This is a genomic window from Serratia sp. CY76391 (assembly GCF_052166695.1).
Classification (GTDB): Bacteria; Pseudomonadota; Gammaproteobacteria; order Enterobacterales; family Enterobacteriaceae; genus Serratia; species Serratia nematodiphila.
In genome coordinates, this window is the sequence record NZ_JBJNOJ010000004.1 from 117,798 (window position 1) to 133,458 (window position 15,661).

At 64.0% G+C, this 15,661-nt stretch carries 17 protein-coding genes; 6 read left to right on the top strand and 11 right to left on the bottom strand.

Annotated elements, in window-relative coordinates:
* The first annotated feature begins 77 nt into the window (after window positions 1–77).
* The gene (locus ACJ8PN_RS08925; RefSeq protein WP_004935234.1) at window positions 78–293 is read left to right on the top strand and encodes a glycogen synthase; all 216 of its coding nucleotides are present in this window, start codon (window positions 78–80) and stop codon (window positions 291–293) included.
* 37 nt (window positions 294–330) lie between these two features.
* On the opposite strand, the gene ACJ8PN_RS08930 is transcribed toward ACJ8PN_RS08925, so the two are convergent.
* Together ACJ8PN_RS08930 and ACJ8PN_RS08935 are read right to left on the bottom strand one after the other, a co-directional pair.
* Window positions 331–1,245, bottom strand: coding sequence for a pyridoxamine 5'-phosphate oxidase family protein (locus ACJ8PN_RS08930; RefSeq protein WP_015378363.1), 915 nt, complete (start codon window positions 1,243–1,245; stop codon window positions 331–333).
* Between the two features lie 4 nt (window positions 1,246–1,249).
* Window positions 1,250–1,867 (bottom strand): glutathione S-transferase family protein, encoded by a 618-nt coding sequence (locus ACJ8PN_RS08935; protein ID WP_442534830.1) that lies wholly within the window; start codon window positions 1,865–1,867, stop codon window positions 1,250–1,252.
* 98 nt (window positions 1,868–1,965) lie between these two features.
* On the opposite strand from ACJ8PN_RS08935, the gene ACJ8PN_RS08940 reads away from it, so the two are divergent.
* The 5 genes from ACJ8PN_RS08940 (at window position 1,966) to ACJ8PN_RS08960 (ending at window position 6,859) form a co-directional block, all read left to right on the top strand.
* Entirely contained in the window at window positions 1,966–2,877 is a 912-nt protein-coding gene (locus ACJ8PN_RS08940; protein ID WP_033632680.1) for a LysR family transcriptional regulator, read from the top strand.
* Between the two features lie 147 nt (window positions 2,878–3,024).
* Window positions 3,025–3,822 carry an alpha/beta hydrolase gene (locus tag ACJ8PN_RS08945; protein ID WP_442534831.1) on the top strand — a complete coding sequence of 266 codons (798 nt, stop codon included), beginning with the start codon at window positions 3,025–3,027 and terminating at the stop codon, window positions 3,820–3,822.
* A gap of 1 nt (window position 3,823) precedes the next feature.
* Window positions 3,824–4,195: a RidA family protein gene (locus tag ACJ8PN_RS08950; RefSeq protein ID WP_048324113.1), complete on the top strand. Its 372-nt coding sequence runs from the start codon at window positions 3,824–3,826 to the stop codon at window positions 4,193–4,195.
* A 58-nt stretch (window positions 4,196–4,253) separates the two neighbouring features.
* The gene (locus tag ACJ8PN_RS08955; RefSeq protein ID WP_351106312.1) at window positions 4,254–5,441 is read left to right on the top strand and encodes an amino acid aminotransferase; all 1,188 of its coding nucleotides are present in this window, start codon (window positions 4,254–4,256) and stop codon (window positions 5,439–5,441) included.
* A 20-nt stretch (window positions 5,442–5,461) separates the two neighbouring features.
* Window positions 5,462–6,859 carry an amino acid permease gene (locus ACJ8PN_RS08960; RefSeq protein ID WP_351106309.1) on the top strand — a complete coding sequence of 466 codons (1,398 nt, stop codon included), beginning with the start codon at window positions 5,462–5,464 and terminating at the stop codon, window positions 6,857–6,859.
* A gap of 39 nt (window positions 6,860–6,898) precedes the next feature.
* Here the strand turns inward: ACJ8PN_RS08960 and paaY are convergent, their stop codons facing one another.
* The 9 genes from paaY to paaE form a co-directional block, all read right to left on the bottom strand.
* On the bottom strand, window positions 6,899–7,495 hold the full coding sequence (paaY, locus tag ACJ8PN_RS08965; RefSeq protein WP_351106306.1) for a phenylacetic acid degradation protein PaaY: 597 nt from the start codon (window positions 7,493–7,495) through the stop codon (window positions 6,899–6,901).
* A 12-nt stretch (window positions 7,496–7,507) separates the two neighbouring features.
* Window positions 7,508–8,446: a phenylacetic acid degradation operon negative regulatory protein PaaX gene (gene paaX, locus ACJ8PN_RS08970; protein WP_016927187.1), complete on the bottom strand. Its 939-nt coding sequence runs from the start codon at window positions 8,444–8,446 to the stop codon at window positions 7,508–7,510.
* Window positions 8,447–8,524: 78 nt separating this feature from the next.
* On the bottom strand, window positions 8,525–9,832 hold the full coding sequence (paaK, locus tag ACJ8PN_RS08975; RefSeq protein ID WP_442534832.1) for a phenylacetate--CoA ligase PaaK: 1,308 nt from the start codon (window positions 9,830–9,832) through the stop codon (window positions 8,525–8,527).
* 15 nt (window positions 9,833–9,847) lie between these two features.
* The gene (pcaF, locus tag ACJ8PN_RS08980) at window positions 9,848–11,053 is read right to left on the bottom strand and encodes a 3-oxoadipyl-CoA thiolase (protein WP_004935196.1); all 1,206 of its coding nucleotides are present in this window, start codon (window positions 11,051–11,053) and stop codon (window positions 9,848–9,850) included.
* Window positions 11,050–11,490, bottom strand: a complete 441-nt coding sequence (paaI, locus tag ACJ8PN_RS08985) for a hydroxyphenylacetyl-CoA thioesterase PaaI (protein ID WP_015378355.1) — start codon at window positions 11,488–11,490, stop codon at window positions 11,050–11,052. Before paaI ends, pcaF begins: the two co-directional genes overlap by 4 nt.
* Window positions 11,487–13,019 carry a 3-hydroxyacyl-CoA dehydrogenase gene (locus tag ACJ8PN_RS08990; RefSeq protein WP_442534833.1) on the bottom strand — a complete coding sequence of 511 codons (1,533 nt, stop codon included), beginning with the start codon at window positions 13,017–13,019 and terminating at the stop codon, window positions 11,487–11,489. The genes paaI and ACJ8PN_RS08990 overlap by 4 nt, the downstream gene beginning before the upstream one ends.
* A gap of 2 nt (window positions 13,020–13,021) precedes the next feature.
* Window positions 13,022–13,813 carry a 2-(1,2-epoxy-1,2-dihydrophenyl)acetyl-CoA isomerase PaaG gene (gene paaG / locus ACJ8PN_RS08995; RefSeq protein WP_171454301.1) on the bottom strand — a complete coding sequence of 264 codons (792 nt, stop codon included), beginning with the start codon at window positions 13,811–13,813 and terminating at the stop codon, window positions 13,022–13,024.
* A gap of 3 nt (window positions 13,814–13,816) precedes the next feature.
* Window positions 13,817–14,590 carry a 2,3-dehydroadipyl-CoA hydratase PaaF gene (gene paaF / locus ACJ8PN_RS09000; RefSeq protein WP_437188723.1) on the bottom strand — a complete coding sequence of 258 codons (774 nt, stop codon included), beginning with the start codon at window positions 14,588–14,590 and terminating at the stop codon, window positions 13,817–13,819.
* A gap of 8 nt (window positions 14,591–14,598) precedes the next feature.
* Window positions 14,599–15,657 carry a 1,2-phenylacetyl-CoA epoxidase subunit PaaE gene (paaE, locus tag ACJ8PN_RS09005; RefSeq protein WP_437188724.1) on the bottom strand — a complete coding sequence of 353 codons (1,059 nt, stop codon included), beginning with the start codon at window positions 15,655–15,657 and terminating at the stop codon, window positions 14,599–14,601.
* Between the last annotated feature and the right edge of the window lie 4 nt (window positions 15,658–15,661).

Genomic DNA, 15,661 nt, shown 5'->3' on the forward strand with positions numbered 1-15,661 from the left:
AAAAATATCCTTTGCCGGGCCGATACTAAAAGAGCAGGCATATGACCCTTTTCGATGTAATTAAAAGGAGTGTGCGAATGATGAAATCAGTGGACAGACATCTCGCGGCCTACGGCAGCGAAATGGATTTTTTGGCGTCGAGCATCGCTCTGATGGAATGGCAAGGGCGGCAGATTGACGCCGGGCAGGTGGCCGGCAATATGTCGGAGCAGCAAAGCCGCCTGTTCTTTGCGCGGTTGAATTATTTTCGTCAGCTTTATCAGGCCGCATCGGCGGCCGAACACAGCCTGTAATTTCCGAACCAGCCCCGCCGCAGCGGGGCTTTTCATTTCAGCGCTGCCACACCCCGGTCGCCAGCGTCGCCGGCGAATACTCCAGATTACGCCCCCGCCACGGCAACGCCGCCGTAAAACGCCAGGCGCGGCGAACGTCAAACCGCCAATAGCGTTCTGCGCCTTCAACGCCGGGATGCCCTTCCGCTTGCCAGAGGATCTGCGTTTCCCCCTGCAGATGCAGCACGTCACCGCGTTCAAAATCGATGAACAGTAGCGCTGCCCGCGGTTCGGCCAGCAGATTGCCCAGCGTGTTCATATAGCGGTTACCGCGAAAGTCCGGCATCCACAGCGTGTCACCTTCCAGGTGGATAAAGCCGGGGCGGCCGCCGCGATGGGAAATGTCGACGCCGCCCTGCGCCAGTGCCAGGTGCGCGCAGCTGGCAACGAAGCTGGTATCCGCGGTGCGGATCAGCGCCTGCGCTGCCGCATCCAGCGAGGCTAAATGCTCAACCGGCTGTGGCCGGCTGTCCACCGGGTAGAGTTCACGGCGCTGAATGTACTGCGGGCAGTTACCGAAGCTTTGCTGAACGACGATCTCCACCCGGTTTTTGTCGGTGCGGCCGACGGTGCCGTTGGCGCGGTTGCGCCGCCGGTTGCTGAAATCCAGCCCCAGCGCGCCGACCGGTTTGCCGGGCAGCAACAGCGCCTGGGCGGGATCGTCGCTGCGACGCGGTGCGCTGATACGCAGGTGCGTGTCGTCCGGCGTGCGTAAAAATCCGGGCGGGCCGGTGAACAGGGTGGCGATGGGCCAGCCTTGTTCATCCAGCGTGGCGACGAACAGGTAGGGCAGCGCGGCGAAAAACGCGCGATGCTGATCCGGCATCGCAGGGTAGATGCCACCGCCTACGCCGCCAAACCCGGCCAGCGTCTGCGCGCGCAGCTCATCGGGATGGAACAGTTGCGGGATCATGGCGTCAGCTCCCCGCCGGTTCCGGCAGGGCCGGCATGGCAAAGAAGCCGGGCAGTGCAGCGATACGCGCCGCCCAGCGACGTATCGCAGGGTAAGGCGCCAGCGAAATGCCGCCTTCGGCCGCGACCGCCACGTAGCTATGGCAGGCCAGATCGGCGATGGTCGGGTGTTCGGTGGCCAGGTAGTCCCGCTCGCTCAGATGCTGTTCCATCTGCGGCAGGAAACGATCGCTGACCGCCCGCGCCGCCTGATAGTCCTCCGGCACCGCGAACTGGGCGATCAATCGGCAAGAGGCCGGGCCGTAGCGGACTTCACCGGCGGCTTTGGAAAGCCAGGCCTGCACCCGCGCCGCCGCGACTGGCTGTTCCGGCAGCCAGTGGCTGTCCGGTGCATAGCGTTTCACCAGATAGACCAGAATGGCGTTGCTGTCGGCCAGCGTCAGATCGCCGTCCTGCAAGACCGGGATCTGGCCTAACGGGTTGAGCCGGCGAAAGGCTGCGCTCTGCCGCACCTCCGCCGAGGCTTCGACCCATGCATAGGGTAGCGCCAGCATGCGCAGCAACAACGCTACGCGGTGAACGTGGCCGGAAAGCGGGGTGCCGTAGAGTGTGATGGTGGACATGGCGTTTCTCCTCAGTGCTTTTTGTCAGCATACTCTTGCGTTGAACGAGCGAAATCCGGCAATGTGGAAATTGATAATTTCACTTTTCGGAAGAATATATGGATCGGCTAGACGAGTTGGCCATCTTCGTGGCGGTGGTGCAGCAGGGCAGCCTGGCGGCGGCCGGGCGTAAACTGCGGCGTTCGGCGCCGGCGATCACCCGGGCGATCGCCGCACTGGAACAGCGTTTCGGCACCCGATTGGTTGAGCGCACCACCCGGCGGCTGGCGCCTACCGAAGCGGGCGCGCGGCTGTTGGAGCGCGCGCAACAACTGCTGCAGGATTATCAGGCGGTGGTGCAGGATACCGCCGAAGCACAGCTGAGCGGCTTGCTGCGCGTTACTTCGCCGGTGCAGTTCGGCCGCCGCTACGTGGCGCCGGTGGTGATGGCGTTTCTCGATGACTACCCGCAGATGCAGATCGAAATGGTGTTGAACGATCGCAATCTCGATCTGATTGACGAAGGGTTGGATATCGCGGTGCGCATCGGTCATCTGCAGGACTCTTCCCGCGTGGCGCGGCGGCTGGGGCAGGTCAGCCGGGTGACGGTCGCCAGCCCGGATTACCTGGCGCGCTGCGGTGAACCGCGATCGCCGGCGCAGCTGGCGGAGCATGCCACCATCGTCGGCACCCAGCGGCCGTCGCTGCGCGAATGGCGCTTCGGCCCGCAGGAAAACGGCGAGCGCGTGCGATTGGCTCCCCGGCTGTTGCTCAACGACGTGGAAGCGCAACTGCTGGCGGTGCGCGCCGGCAAGGGCGTCGCCCGGTTGCTCTCGTATCAGGTGGCGGACGATTTGGCCGCCGGTACGCTGGTGCGGCTGTTGACGGATCATGAGCCGTTGCCGATGCCGGTACAGCTGGTGGCGCAGCAGGCGCAGCACATGCCGCTGAAGGTGCGCGCCTTTTGGGATTATGCATTTGAACGGCTCAGCGCCTTGCCGCAAATTCAGCCGGACGGGCGGGGGAAATAAGCGCAAAAAGTTTCATGGGTTAAACTTTTTCATTATTCATCAGGTTTTATTTTACCGGGCGCGCATTGCTGATGCGCCCGTCTTGACAATAATTTTGCCGGTGCTAATAGTTAATTTACATTTTAAATAATAAACGAAGTTTAATATATGAAACCACTTGCGGGGAGTTATGATAACGGCGCCACGGTGGATAATGAAGCGGCTGTTTTGACTTCATTTCAAACTCGCAGCGCGGCTGTTTATAAACAGACGCGCCATGAAAATAATATTGCTTATGGCAACGGCGAACGCGAAACATTTGATTGGCTCTATTCTGCAAAGCAGCATCAGGGGACGTTAATTTTTATTCACGGCGGCTATTGGCAATTCTGCGATAAGGCGGATTTCGCCTTTATCGCCGCCGAGCCGTTGGCGTTGGGTTTTGACGTGGTGCTGGTGGAATATGCGCTGGCGCCGGCGGTGGATCTTGACGAAATATGCCGACAGATCGGGGTGGCGCTGGATGCCATTCAGCGCCGCCTGCCGCCGCACTATGCCCTTCCGGTTTATCTGTGTGGCCATTCCGCCGGCGGGCATCTGGCGGCGTTCTGGCAGCAGCATGCGTTGGTGGATGCCGTCTTTCCCATCAGCGGCCTGTTCGAGCTGGCGCCGTTGCAACAAAGCTATGTTAATCGGGCGCTGCAGCTGAGCGCGCGGCAAATTGAAACGCTCAGCCCGGCACGCCGCCTGCCGACGCGCGGCAAACCGCTTACGCTGTATTACGGCGCATTGGAACTGCCGGAACTGAGAGGTCAGTCGCAACACTATCATGCGGCGCTGCGCCAACGCGGGCTGCCGGCCGATCTGGTCGCGGTGCCCGGCGCCAATCATTTTACCATTCTGGATGCGTTGTTCGCCGCCGACGGCGCGCTGCTTCACCAACTTAACCACCACGGGAACCACTGACATGCGCGAGATCGTAGAGACCGGGCTGCCGGAGATCGGCCAGCCTTTTTCCTGGGCCACCCGGGGCGGCGGCATGCTGTTTACCGCTCACGGCCCGGTGCGGGCGGACGGCAGCATCGAGACCGGCGCGCCGGAGCGACAGATTACGCTGACCTTCGATAATCTGGCGCAGACGCTGGAGGCGGCGGGCAGCCACAGCGATAAGGTGCTGCAGGTGATCGTGTATCTCACCGACGTCAACGACGTTAAATTACTCGATGATATTTACCGGAAATACTTTAATTATCCTTATCCCAATCGCTCCACGGTCATTGTCGAAAAATTGGTGGTGCCGGGAATGAAAATAGAAATTACCGTCAGCGCCATCGCCTGATTTAATTTCTTCTCAAGTCAGTCTTAATATTAATTCAATAACGAGTTAAGGATGCGTCATGTTTAAACAGATTGCACCTTCCGCCGCCGATCCTATTATGTCGCTGATGGAAGCCTATTTGCAGGATCCCAATCCGAAAAAAGTGAATTTAGGCATTGGGCTGTATTACGATCGGCAGGGGAATATTCCGCTGATGCAGGCGGTTGAGGCCGCCGAGCAGCGGTTGCTGGCGCTGCGTCGCCCGCACGGTTATCCGCCGATCGAAGGTTCGCCGCAGTTCGCTCGCCAGGTGCAGACGCTGCTGTTCGGTGAGCGACAGGCGGCCGAGATCGCCACGGTGCAGACCGTCGGCGGCTCCGGCGCGTTGAAGCTGGCGGCGGATTTTTTGCGCCACTTTCTGGCGCGCGGTGAAATTTGGGTGTCCGATCCCACCTGGGCCAATCACTGGGCGATTTTCGAAGGCGCCGGGCTGCGGGTGAATACCTATCCCTACTTTGATGAAACGGCGGGCGGCCTGCGTTTTGCCGCCATGCTCGACGCGCTGGACAGCCTGCCGCCCGGCAGCGTAGTCCTGTTGCATCCTTGCTGCCATAACCCGACCGGCACCGATCTGACGGCGGAGCAGTGGCGCGCCACGCTCGCCGTGCTGCAGCGGCGCAACCTGCTGCCGCTGTTCGACATCGCCTATCAGGGCTTCGGCGACGGGCTGGAGGAGGACTGCTTTGCATTGCGCGAAGCGCTGAAAACCGATCTGCCGTTTTTGGTCTGCAACTCGTTTTCCAAAAACGTCGCGCTGTACGGCCAGCGTCTGGGCGCGCTGTCGGTGCGCTGCGCCGATGCGGAAAATGCCGCCAACGTCAAAGGGGCGTTAAAAACGCTGATCCGCCGCAGCTACTCCTGCCCGCCGACGCACGGCAGCCAGATCGTGGAAACCCTGCTCGGCGACGCCGAACTCGGCCGGCTTTGGCGCAATGAGCTGGCGGAAATGCGCGTGCGCATCAAGCAGATGCGTGAACAGCTGGCCACCGGCCTGGCGCGGGGCGGCTCTTCGCTGGATCACCGGCGCATTCTCGAGCAGCGCGGCATGTTCAGCTATACCGGCCTGAACGAAGCGCAGCTGCAGACCCTGCGGCAGCGCTACGCCATCTATCTGGTCTCGCCCGGCCGCATGTGTCTGCCGGGGCTCAATCCCGGCAACATCGACTATGTGACCGCCGCCATTCTCGACGTCACCCGTACCGCCTAACTCCGCCCGGGAGCACAGCCATGCCACAGATGAATGATTTTGAGCATATCGCCCGCCGTCAGGGTGGGTTGAACAAGCATCTTACCGCCGGGCAGATGTCGATGCTGGCGATCGGGGGCGCCATCGGCACCGGGCTGTTTCTCGGCAGCGCCTACGCCATTCAGATGGCGGGGCCGTCGGTATTGCTGAGCTACCTGATCGGCGGCGTCATTGCGCTGCTGCTGATGGGCAGCCTGGCGGAAATGACCTCCGAACACCCGACGCCCGGCTCGTTCGGCGACTACGCCGAATTCTATCTCGGCCCGCTGTTCGGTTTTCTGGTGCGTTATTCCTACTGGTCCTGCGTGGTGCTGGCGGTGGGCACCGAAGTCACCGCCATCGGCATGTACATGCAGTTCTGGTTCCCGGCGACGCCGACCTGGCCGTGGGTGCTGCTGTTCTCGGCGGCGGTGATCGTCGTTAACGTGATCGGCGTGAAATCGTTCGGCCAGGTGGAATACGCGCTGTCCACCGTCAAAGTGACGGCGATCGTGGCGTTTATTCTGATCGGCATCGGCATGCTGGCATTCTCGGGCAACCCGGCTTACGGCCTGCGCAACCTGACCGCCGGCGGCTTTATGCCGTTTGGCGTCAAGGGCATGTGGTTCGCGGTGATCGTTTCCATCTTCAGCTACCTGAGCATTGAGATGATCGCGGTGGCCGCCGGCGAGGCGAAAAATCCGGTGATTGCGGTGAAGGCGGCGTTCAAGGGCACCATCGTGCGGCTGTTCATCTTCTATATGCTGTCGATTGCCCTGATGTTGGCCATCGTGCCCTGGCGCCAGTCCGGCACCGGCGAAAGCCCGTTCCTGATGGCGATGAACGTGATCCATCTGCCCGCCGCCGCCGGCATCTTCAACTTTATCGTGCTGGTGGCGGCGCTGTCGGCGATGAACAGCCAGCTGTACATCACCACCCGCATGATGTTCTCGCTGTCGCGTGCCGGGCAGGCGCCGGCGGCGCTGGGGCGCGTCAGCCGGCGCGGCATTCCGGTCAATGCGCTGGCGATGTCGTGCATCGGCATCGTGGTGTCTATCGTGCTGAGCCTGGTGGCGCCGGAAACGTCGTTTGCCGCCATGATGTCTATTTCGGTGTATGGCGCCTGCTTTACCTGGCTGATGATTTTTGTCACCCACCTGTTCTTCCGCCGCCGGCATCGGCAGGCTCACCTGAAGTTCCGCATGTGGGGGTTCCCCTATACCACCTTGCTCGGCGCCGGGCTGATGACGGCGTTGATGATCTCGACCGCGTTTACCGAATTCTTCCGCATGACGCTGTGGTTCGGTATTCCGTTCACTCTGCTGCTGGTGGTGGCTTATCACTTCCAGAGCCGCCGCGCGGCTGCGCCGGCACCGTTCAAGGCGCCGGAAGTGGAGTAATGCGGGGGAGGGGCTGAGGCGCGCCTTCAGCCCCTGCGACTACAGCTGGCTTTTCGGGATCAGGTGGTCGCCGAAGCTCAGGCGCCGGCGGCCCGGTTCGATTTCGGCCAGCGGCGCCACTTCGTGCAGCGAGGATTTGCAGCGCTGCACCAGATCCTGATACTCGCGGGTGCCGGCGATCTTCCAGGCCAGCTCTTGTTCGGTCAGATCGCGCAGCACGCGCGCCGGGCTGCCCACCACCAGCTTGTTGGCTTCGATCGTCGCCGCGGCTTTGATGAATGCCATCGCGCCGACGATGGTGTTCTCGCCGATCTCCGCGCCGTCCATCACTACCGCGTTCATGCCCACCATCGCGTTGCGGCGAATGCGGCAGCCGTGCAGGATGGCGCCGTGGCCGATATGGCCGTCTTCTTCCACCACCGTGTCCTGCTGCGGGAAGCCGTGCATCACGCAGTTGTCCTGAATGTTGGCGCCGTCGCAAATCACCAGGCGGCCAAAATCGCCGCGCAGGCTGGCGTTCGGGCCGATATACACGTGTTTGCCGACGATCACGTCACCGATCAGCACCGCCGTCGGGTGCACGTAACTGCTGGGGTCAACGACCGGCGTCAGGCCGTCAATCTGATACACAGGCATAGCGTGAGTTCCTTAATATGTAGGGTCGCGCGGCAGGCCGCCGAAGCGCCGATAGTAACCGGCGGCCGGCGCGGGCAGGGCGCCGATGGTGGTCTCCGCCAGCGCGCTGACGTATTCCGTCGCGGCGCGATCGACCTGCTGGTAGAGATTGATGCACAGATTGCGGGCGATTTGGCCCTCCCACTGCGCGGGCAGCAGCGCGTCCGGCAGCAGCGGATCTTTCAACACCACGCGACGGAAGAAGTGAATCAATAATAGCTTAATCTGGAAACAGCGCAGCGGCGTCAGCGCCGCCGGGTCGACTTCGCGCAGCAGCGCCATCAGTGGCCGGAAGGAGACGATAAACTCGTGATAGCCGGCCGCCACGTCGCTGAGCGACCAGCAGTCGGCCACCAGTTTCTGCAGCGTTTGCTCGGAGCGGTTGTAGGGGTAATCGGCGCGAAAGTAGATCACCTGTTCGCTGGCGTTGAGTTCGCCGAGCAGCGCCGTCACGTCGGTCTGCGCATGGGTGGGGGCGGCCATCAGATTGTTGGCGATCTGCCCGAACCCGAGCCAGCCCAGTTCTTTTTTCAGCCGCGCGCGCGCGTTTTTTTCGGCGCATTCCAGCAGCAGCAGCTCCCATTTGCCGTCCCAGGCGGGCTGCTCGCGCAGATAGATCTTCGATTCGGCATGGCGGAACTGGCGCATTCCCTGCTCGGTCACGCGGTAGAAGCTGCGGCGGCCGATTTTCTCCACCGCCAGCCACCCCTCTTTCTGCAGGCGGAACACCGAGGTGCGCACGAAACGATCGCCGAAACCGAAGGCCTCCAGCAGCGCGCTCAGGCTGCCGAGCCACACTTCGCCGCCGCGGTGGCTGAGCGCGTCGCCGTACAGCGAAATGATCAGCGAGGTGCCGCTGATCGGCTGCGCGTCGACGGCGTGGCGAATGAACTCATCCAGTTTATGTTCCATATTTTTCCATGGGTTAGCCTTCGATGAGCCACAACATTACCATAATTTAGGGCGGCGTCATCCGTGACGCCGTGCGCCTCAGCGCGGCCGCAGATCGACCACGCGCTGTGCCTTGCCTTCCGAGCGCGGAATATCGCCGCAGTTGGCGATGCTGACGTCGGTGCTGACGCCCACGATCGATTTGATGTGGTGGCGCAGCTGGTGGCAGATATCGCAACGCTGTTGGTGGCTGAGGCTGAGCGCCGATTCTTTCAGCTCGACGCGCACCGCCAGCGTGTCCAGATGCCCGCTGCGGCTGACCTGCAGTTGATAGTGCGGCGACAGCTGCTCGAACTGCATGATCTGTTCTTCCACCTGCGACGGGAAGACGTTGACGCCGCGAATGATCAGCATGTCGTCTGAGCGGCCGGTGATCTTGCCCATGCGGCGCATTTGGCGCGCATCGCCCGGCAGCAGCCGGGTAAGATCGCGGGTGCGGTAGCGGATCACCGGCAGCGCCTCTTTGGTCAGGGTGGTGAACACCAGCTCGCCGTGCTCGCCGTCCGGCAGAGCGATGCCGGTCTCCGGGCAGATGATCTCCGGCAGGAAGTGGTCTTCCCAGATGGTAGGGCCGCCGCCGCTTTCCAGACATTCCATCGCCACGCCCGGCCCCATCACCTCCGACAGGCCGTAAATATCCAGCGCCTTGATGCCCATGCGGGATTCGATTTCGTGGCGCAGGGCTTCGGTCCAGGGTTCGGCGCCGAACACGCCGAGCCGCAGCGAGCAGCCGCGCGCATCGCCGCCCATTTTGCGCTCCAGTTCGTCGATCAGCGTCAGGCAATAGGACGGCGTCACCATGATGATGTCGGGTTTGAAATCGAGGATCAGCTGCGCCTGGCGTTCCGTCTGCCCGCCGGACATCGGGATCACCGTGGCGCCGAGCCGCTCCGCGCCGTAGTGCGCCCCCAGGCCGCCGGTGAACAGGCCGTAACCGTAGGCGACGTGCACCTTGTCTTTGGCGGTGGCGCCGCCGGCGCGCAGGCAGCGGGCGACGATATCGGCCCAGTTATCGATGTCGCGCTGGGTGTAGCCCACCACCGTCGGGCGGCCGGTGGTGCCCGAGGAGGCGTGGATGCGCACCACCTGTTCCATCGGCACCGCGAAGGTGTCGAACGGGTAGTTGTCGCGCAGATCCTGCTTGGTGGTGTAGGGGAAGCGCGCCAGATCGCTCAGCTGCTTAAGATCGTCGGGGTGTACGCCCGCCTGATCGAACTTGCGCCTGTACATCGGCACATTGTCGTAGGCGTGGTGCAGCGTCCACTTCAAACGCGCCAACTGCAACGCTTCAATCTCATCGCGTGAGGCGAATTCGATCGTTTCGAGGGGCTGTGGATTTATTGTCATGGTTAGCCTCAGGGGTCAGACACGCTCAATGATCATGGCGATGCCTTGGCCGACGCCGATGCACATGGTGCACAGAGCGTAGCGGCCGGCTCGCCGTTCCAGTTCAAACAGGGCGGCCAGCGCCAGGCGCGCGCCGCTCATGCCCAGCGGATGCCCCAGAGCGATCGCGCCGCCGTTGGGGTTAACCTGCGGGGCATCGTCCGGCAGGCCAAGCTGGCGCATCACCGCCAACGCCTGGGCGGCGAACGCTTCGTTCAGTTCGATGACGTCCATCTGCGCCAGGCTCAGCCCGGCGATCTCCAGCACCTTGCGGGTGGCCGGCAGCGGGCCGATGCCCATCAGCCGCGGCTCCACGCCGCAGGTGGCGGTGGCAACGATGCGTGCGCGCGGCGTCAGTCCCTGGCGCACCGCCATTGCTTCGGAGGCGACGATCAGCGCCGCCGCGCCGTCGTTCAGGCCCGAGGCGTTGCCGGCGGTGACGCTGCCGGGCTGACGAAATGGGGTTTTCAGCGCCTGCAGCTGCTCGAAGGTGGTGTCGGCGCGCGGGTGTTCATCCTGGCTGAACAGGGTGACCGCGCCTTTTTTACCGGTGAGGCTGACCGGTGCTATCTCCTGCGCCAGGTGGCCCAGCGCCTGCGCCCGGGCGGCGCGCTGCTGGCTGCGCAGCGCAAAGGCGTCCTGATCGGCGCGGCTGATATTGAACTGCGCCGCGACGTTTTCGGCGGTCTCCGGCATCGAATCGGTGCCGAACTCGGCCTGCATGCGCGGGTTGACGAAGCGCCAGCCGAGGGTGGTGTCGTACAGCTGCGCCTGGCGGCTGAAGGCGCTGTCGGCCTTGCCCATCACCAGCGGCGCGCGGGTCATCGACTCCGCGCCGCCGGCCAGAAGCAGCCCGGCGTCGCCGGCTTTGATGCTGCGCGCGGCCATTGCCAACGCATCCAGGCCCGAACCGCACAGGCGGTTGACCGTGGTGCCGGAAACGCCGACCGGCAATCCGGCCAGCAGCAGCGCCATGCGCGCCAGGTTGCGGTTGTCTTCCCCGGCCTGGTTGGCGCAGCCGAGGATCACGTCGTCCAGCTGTGCCCAATCCACCTGCGGATGGCGCTCCAGCAGCACGCGCAGCGGCAGGGCGGCGAGGTCGTCAGCGCGCACCTGCGCCAGCGCGCCGCCGTAGCGGCCGATCGGGGTGCGCACGCCGTCGCAGATAAATGCCTGATTCATGCCTGATCTCCTAAAATGCTGTGGCCAAGGCGGTGCGCGCGGCCGCGAAACCAGGCGACGGTTTTGCCCTGTTGATTGACGATTTCGACGTCATACAGCCCGGTGGCTTTGCCCTGATGGCGCATCTGCGCGCTGGCGGTGAGGCGATCGCCGGCCAGCGCCGGGCGGACGAAGTCGATGCTGCAGCCGGAGGCCACCGCCGCCAACCCCTGGCTGTTGCAGGCGTAGGCGAAGGCGGTGTCCGCCAGGCTGAACAGTTGGCCGCCGTGGCAGGTTTGGTGGCCGTTGAGCATCTGCGGGCCGACGGTCATGCTGACCTGCGCGTATCCGGCGTCGACGGCGTCGATGTGCATCCCCATCGCCTGAGCGCAGGTATCTTGCTGGAACATCTGTTCGGCGCAGCGCTGAGCCAGCGCGCGCGGCGTATTGGCGTTCATCGTTCGGCTCCTGGGAAAGAGGCGGGGGAAGCGTAGCGGCGCAGCAGCGGCATCGGGCGATAGCGCGCTTCGCCGTAATAGCGTTGCAGGTTTTCCAGCGTCGTCAGAATGTGACGCCAGCCGAGTGCGGCGCCCCAGGCCAGCGGGCCGCGCGGATAGTTGACGCCGCGCAGCATCGCCAGATCGGTATCTTCGGCGCCGGCGACGCCTTTGTTCACCACGTCGAGCGCTTCGTTGGCCAGCATGGCCAGGGTGCGCATCGTCAGCAGGCCGGGATAATCCGGCAGTTGAATGACCTGCTTGCCGAGGGACTGCAGCAGGCGAATCGCGTTGGCATTGTGTTGCGCGCCGTTTTGCGCCGCGCAGCTGATGGCGATGGCGGAGGCATGCGCATAGTCGGCACAGAGATCGAACAGCACCACAGGCGTTCCACGTTCGTCGGCCAGTTGGCCGGCGGTTTTACCATTGGTTAACATCAGTGTAACGTCGTCGATCGTGAGGTACGGGCTGGTCTGGCCAGGTTGTTTGATCGCCCCCGCATTTTCGATCAACAGTTCCGCTAAATCGGCCAGCGAAGACCAGTCGCCGTGCAGCGTGACGCGTTGCGGCGGCGCGGCCTGCGCCGGCGGCGCAAAGGCGATCATCTCTGCGGCGGGGCGTTGCGCGTCGTAGCGGTAGAAGCCGCGGCCGGATTTGCGGCCGAGATGTCCGGCGGCCACCAACTCCTGCTGCACCAGAGAGGGGGTGAAGCGCGGATCCTGGTAGAAGGCCTGATACACCGAGTCGGTCACGGCGTAATTGACGTCCTGGCCGATCAGATCGGTCAACTGCAGCGGGCCCATGGCGAAGCCGCCGGCGTCGCGCATGACTGCATCCAGGGTGGCGGCGTCGGCCACCCGTTCCTCCAGCGCGCGCAGGGTTTCGGCGTAGAACGGCCGCGCCACGCGGTTGACGATGAATCCCGGCGTTGAACGGCACACGACGCTTTGCTTACCCCAGCGCTGCGCCAGGGCCTGCAGCGCCGCGAGGGTCTCGGCCCCGGTCTCCAGACCGCTGACGATCTCCACCAGCTTCATCAGCGGCGCCGGGTTGAAGAAGTGCAGCCCGGCCATGCGCGCCGGGTGTTGCAAGGCGCCGGCGATGGCGGTGATCGACAGCGAGGAGGTATTGCTGGCGAACAGCGCCGTGGGCGAGCAGACCGCTTCCAGATCGCGGAACAGGCTCTGCTTAATCGCCAGATTTTCCGCCACCGCTTCAATCACCAGCGTGCAGTCGGCCAGTTGCTCGAGCGAGTCGGCGCGTTCGAGGCGTGCCAGCAGCGCCTCGGTGGCGTTGGCGTCGGCCTTGCCGCCGTCGACCCGCTGCCGCAGGCGGCGAGCGAGTTCGTCTATCGCGCGCTGGGCAGCGGCGGGCGCGATGTCGAACAGCCGTACCGGGTGGCCGGCGGCGGCGGCCACCTGGGCGATGCCGATGCCCATGGTGCCGGCGCCGATCACTGCCACCTGGCCGTTAAGAAGGGGCGCGTTCATGGCTATTTCCCGCTGAAGTTTGGCGTGCGTTTGGCAAAGAACGCGCTGACGCCTTCGCGGTAGTCGTCACTGCGGCCGCCCAATCGCTGCAGATCGCGCTCCAGATCGAGCTGCTGATCGAGGCTGTTGGTGGCCGAGCTGTAGATGGCTTTCTTGATAAGACCCAGACCGTAAGTCGGCTGGGTGGCCAGATGGCGCGCCAGCGTTTGCGTGCGGTCGGCCAACTCCTCCGCCGATACCACCTGCCAGATCATGCCCCACTCCAGCGCCTGTTGGGCGCTGATTTTGTCACCCAGCAAGGCCATGCCCATGGCGCGGGCGTGGCCGGCCAGCCGCGGCAGGAACCAGCTGCCGCCGGAATCAGGGACTAACCCCAAACGGCAGAACGACTGAATAAAGCTGGCATTGTCGGCGGCGATGACGATATCGCACGCCAGGGCCAGCGCGGCGCCGGCGCCGGCCGCCACGCCGTTGACCGCGCATACCACCGGTTTCGGCAGGGCGGTCAGGCGGCGGATCAGGGGGTTGTAGAAACGTTCGACCGACAGGCCGAGATCCGGCGCCTGTTGATCGGCGCTGACGTTGCGATCGTTGAGATCCTGCCCGGCGCAGAAACCGCGCCCGGCGCCGGCGATCAGCAGGCAGCGCACGCTGTCGTCGCGCTCGGCCTGCGTCAGCGCTTCACTCAGCTGGCGATGCATCTCGTCATTAAAGCTGTTGAGCCGATCCGGCCGGTTGAGGGTCAGCGTCAACACGCCGGCGTCGAGATGGCTGAGAATCAATGCGTTATCCATAAATCAGCGCCCCTGATAGTTTGGCGTACGTTTTTCGAAAAAGGCGGCGATGCCTTCGCGGCGATCGTCGGTGGCGGCCAGGGTGACAAATTGCTGACGCTCCATCGCCAGCCCCTGGCTAAGGCCGATTTCCTCGGCCTGTTTCAGCGCCTGCTTGGCGGCGCGCAGCGCCAGCGGCGCCTGACGGCTGATGCGATCGGCAATCTGCTGCGTGCGTTCCAGCGTCAGGGCATCGACGCACACTTCGCTGATAAGGCCGGCCTGCAGCGCGGTGCGGGCGTCGATGGCTTCGCCGGTCAGCACCATCTGGCTGGCGCGCGACTTGCCGACGCAGCGGATCAGGCGCTGGGTGCCGCCGGCGCCCGGCATCAGGCCGAGGGTGATCTCCGGCAGGCCGAAGCGGGCGCTTTCGCCGCCGATAACGATGTCGCAGGCCAACGCCAGCTCGCAGCCGGCGCCCAGGGCATAACCGTTCACCGCCGCCAGCAGCGGCTTGCTGAAGTGCGCCAGACGCTGCCACAGCTGCGGACGGCGATCCGCCAGCGCGGCCGACAGGTCCTGTTGTTGCAGTTCGCGCAGATCGGCGCCGGCGGCGAAGAAGCGCGCCGCGCCGGCGATCACCACGGCGCCCACGCCGCTGTCGGCGTCGGCCTGCTCCAGCCGTGCAACCAGCTGTTCCAGGCACGGCGTGCTCAGGGCGTTACGCGCCTCCGGGCGATGCAGCGTCAGCGTGACCACCCGGTGTTGCTGCTGATGCAAAATAAACGGGGTATCCATCGCGGCTCCTAGACGTCGAAGTCCAACACCACGCCGTCGCCTTTCGGCCACGACTGGCAGCTCAATACGTAGCCTGCCGCCAGCTGATCCGGCTCCAGGCTGTAGTTGACGCCCATCTCCACCTGGCCGGCCTTCAGCCGGCATTTGCAGGTGGCGCACACGCCGCCTTTGCAGGCGTAGGGCAGATCGGCGCCCTGGCGCAGCGCGGCATCGAGAATGCTGTCGTCCTGTTCGCCGACCTCGATATCCAACCGGCGGCCGTCGAGCAGGATCGCCACCCGGGTGGCATTGCGATCGCCGCTGTGGCGCGGGCGGGCGACCAAGCCGCTGGTGTTGAAACGTTCGCTGTGGATACGATTGGCCGGTACGCCGGCCTGTTCCAGCACGGTCTGCGCGTCGTCCATCATCGATTCCGGCCCGCAGATGAAGGCGTGGTCATAGTCGCGGAAATCCAGCAGCGCGCCGCCGATCGCCGCCAGGCGTTCACGGTCGATGCGGCCGCTGAGCAGCGGGCTGTCGAGGCTCTCCTGGCTGAACAGGTACAGCGGCTGAAAACGCTGCGGATGGCGGTTTTTCAGATCCGATAGCGCCTCTTTGAACATCATTGAACGGCTGTTGCGGTTGCCGTAGATCAGGGTGAAGCTGCTGCCCGGCTCGAGCTGCAGCGTCGCCTTGATGATCGACAGCATCGGCGTGATGCCGGAGCCGGCGGCGATCGCCAGATAGTTGCCGCGGCGCTCCGCCTGCGGCTGATAGCCGAAGCGCCCCTGCGGCACCATCACTTCCAGCGCATCGCCGACTTTCAGCATGCGGTTGACGAAGCCGGAGAAACGGCCCTGATCAATCGCTTTTACGCCGATCTGCAGCAGGCCTTCCTGCGGCGAACTGCAGATGGAATAGCAACGCCGCAGCTCTTGGCCGTTGACTAGCGCTTTGAGCGTCAGGTGCTGGCCGGGGGTGTAGCGGTATTGGTTTTGCAGCTCTTCGGGCACCCGCAGGGTGATGGCTACGGCGTCCGGCGTTTCGCGCTCGATGGCGGCGACGTTCAGGCGATGAAAGACCGTCATGGTG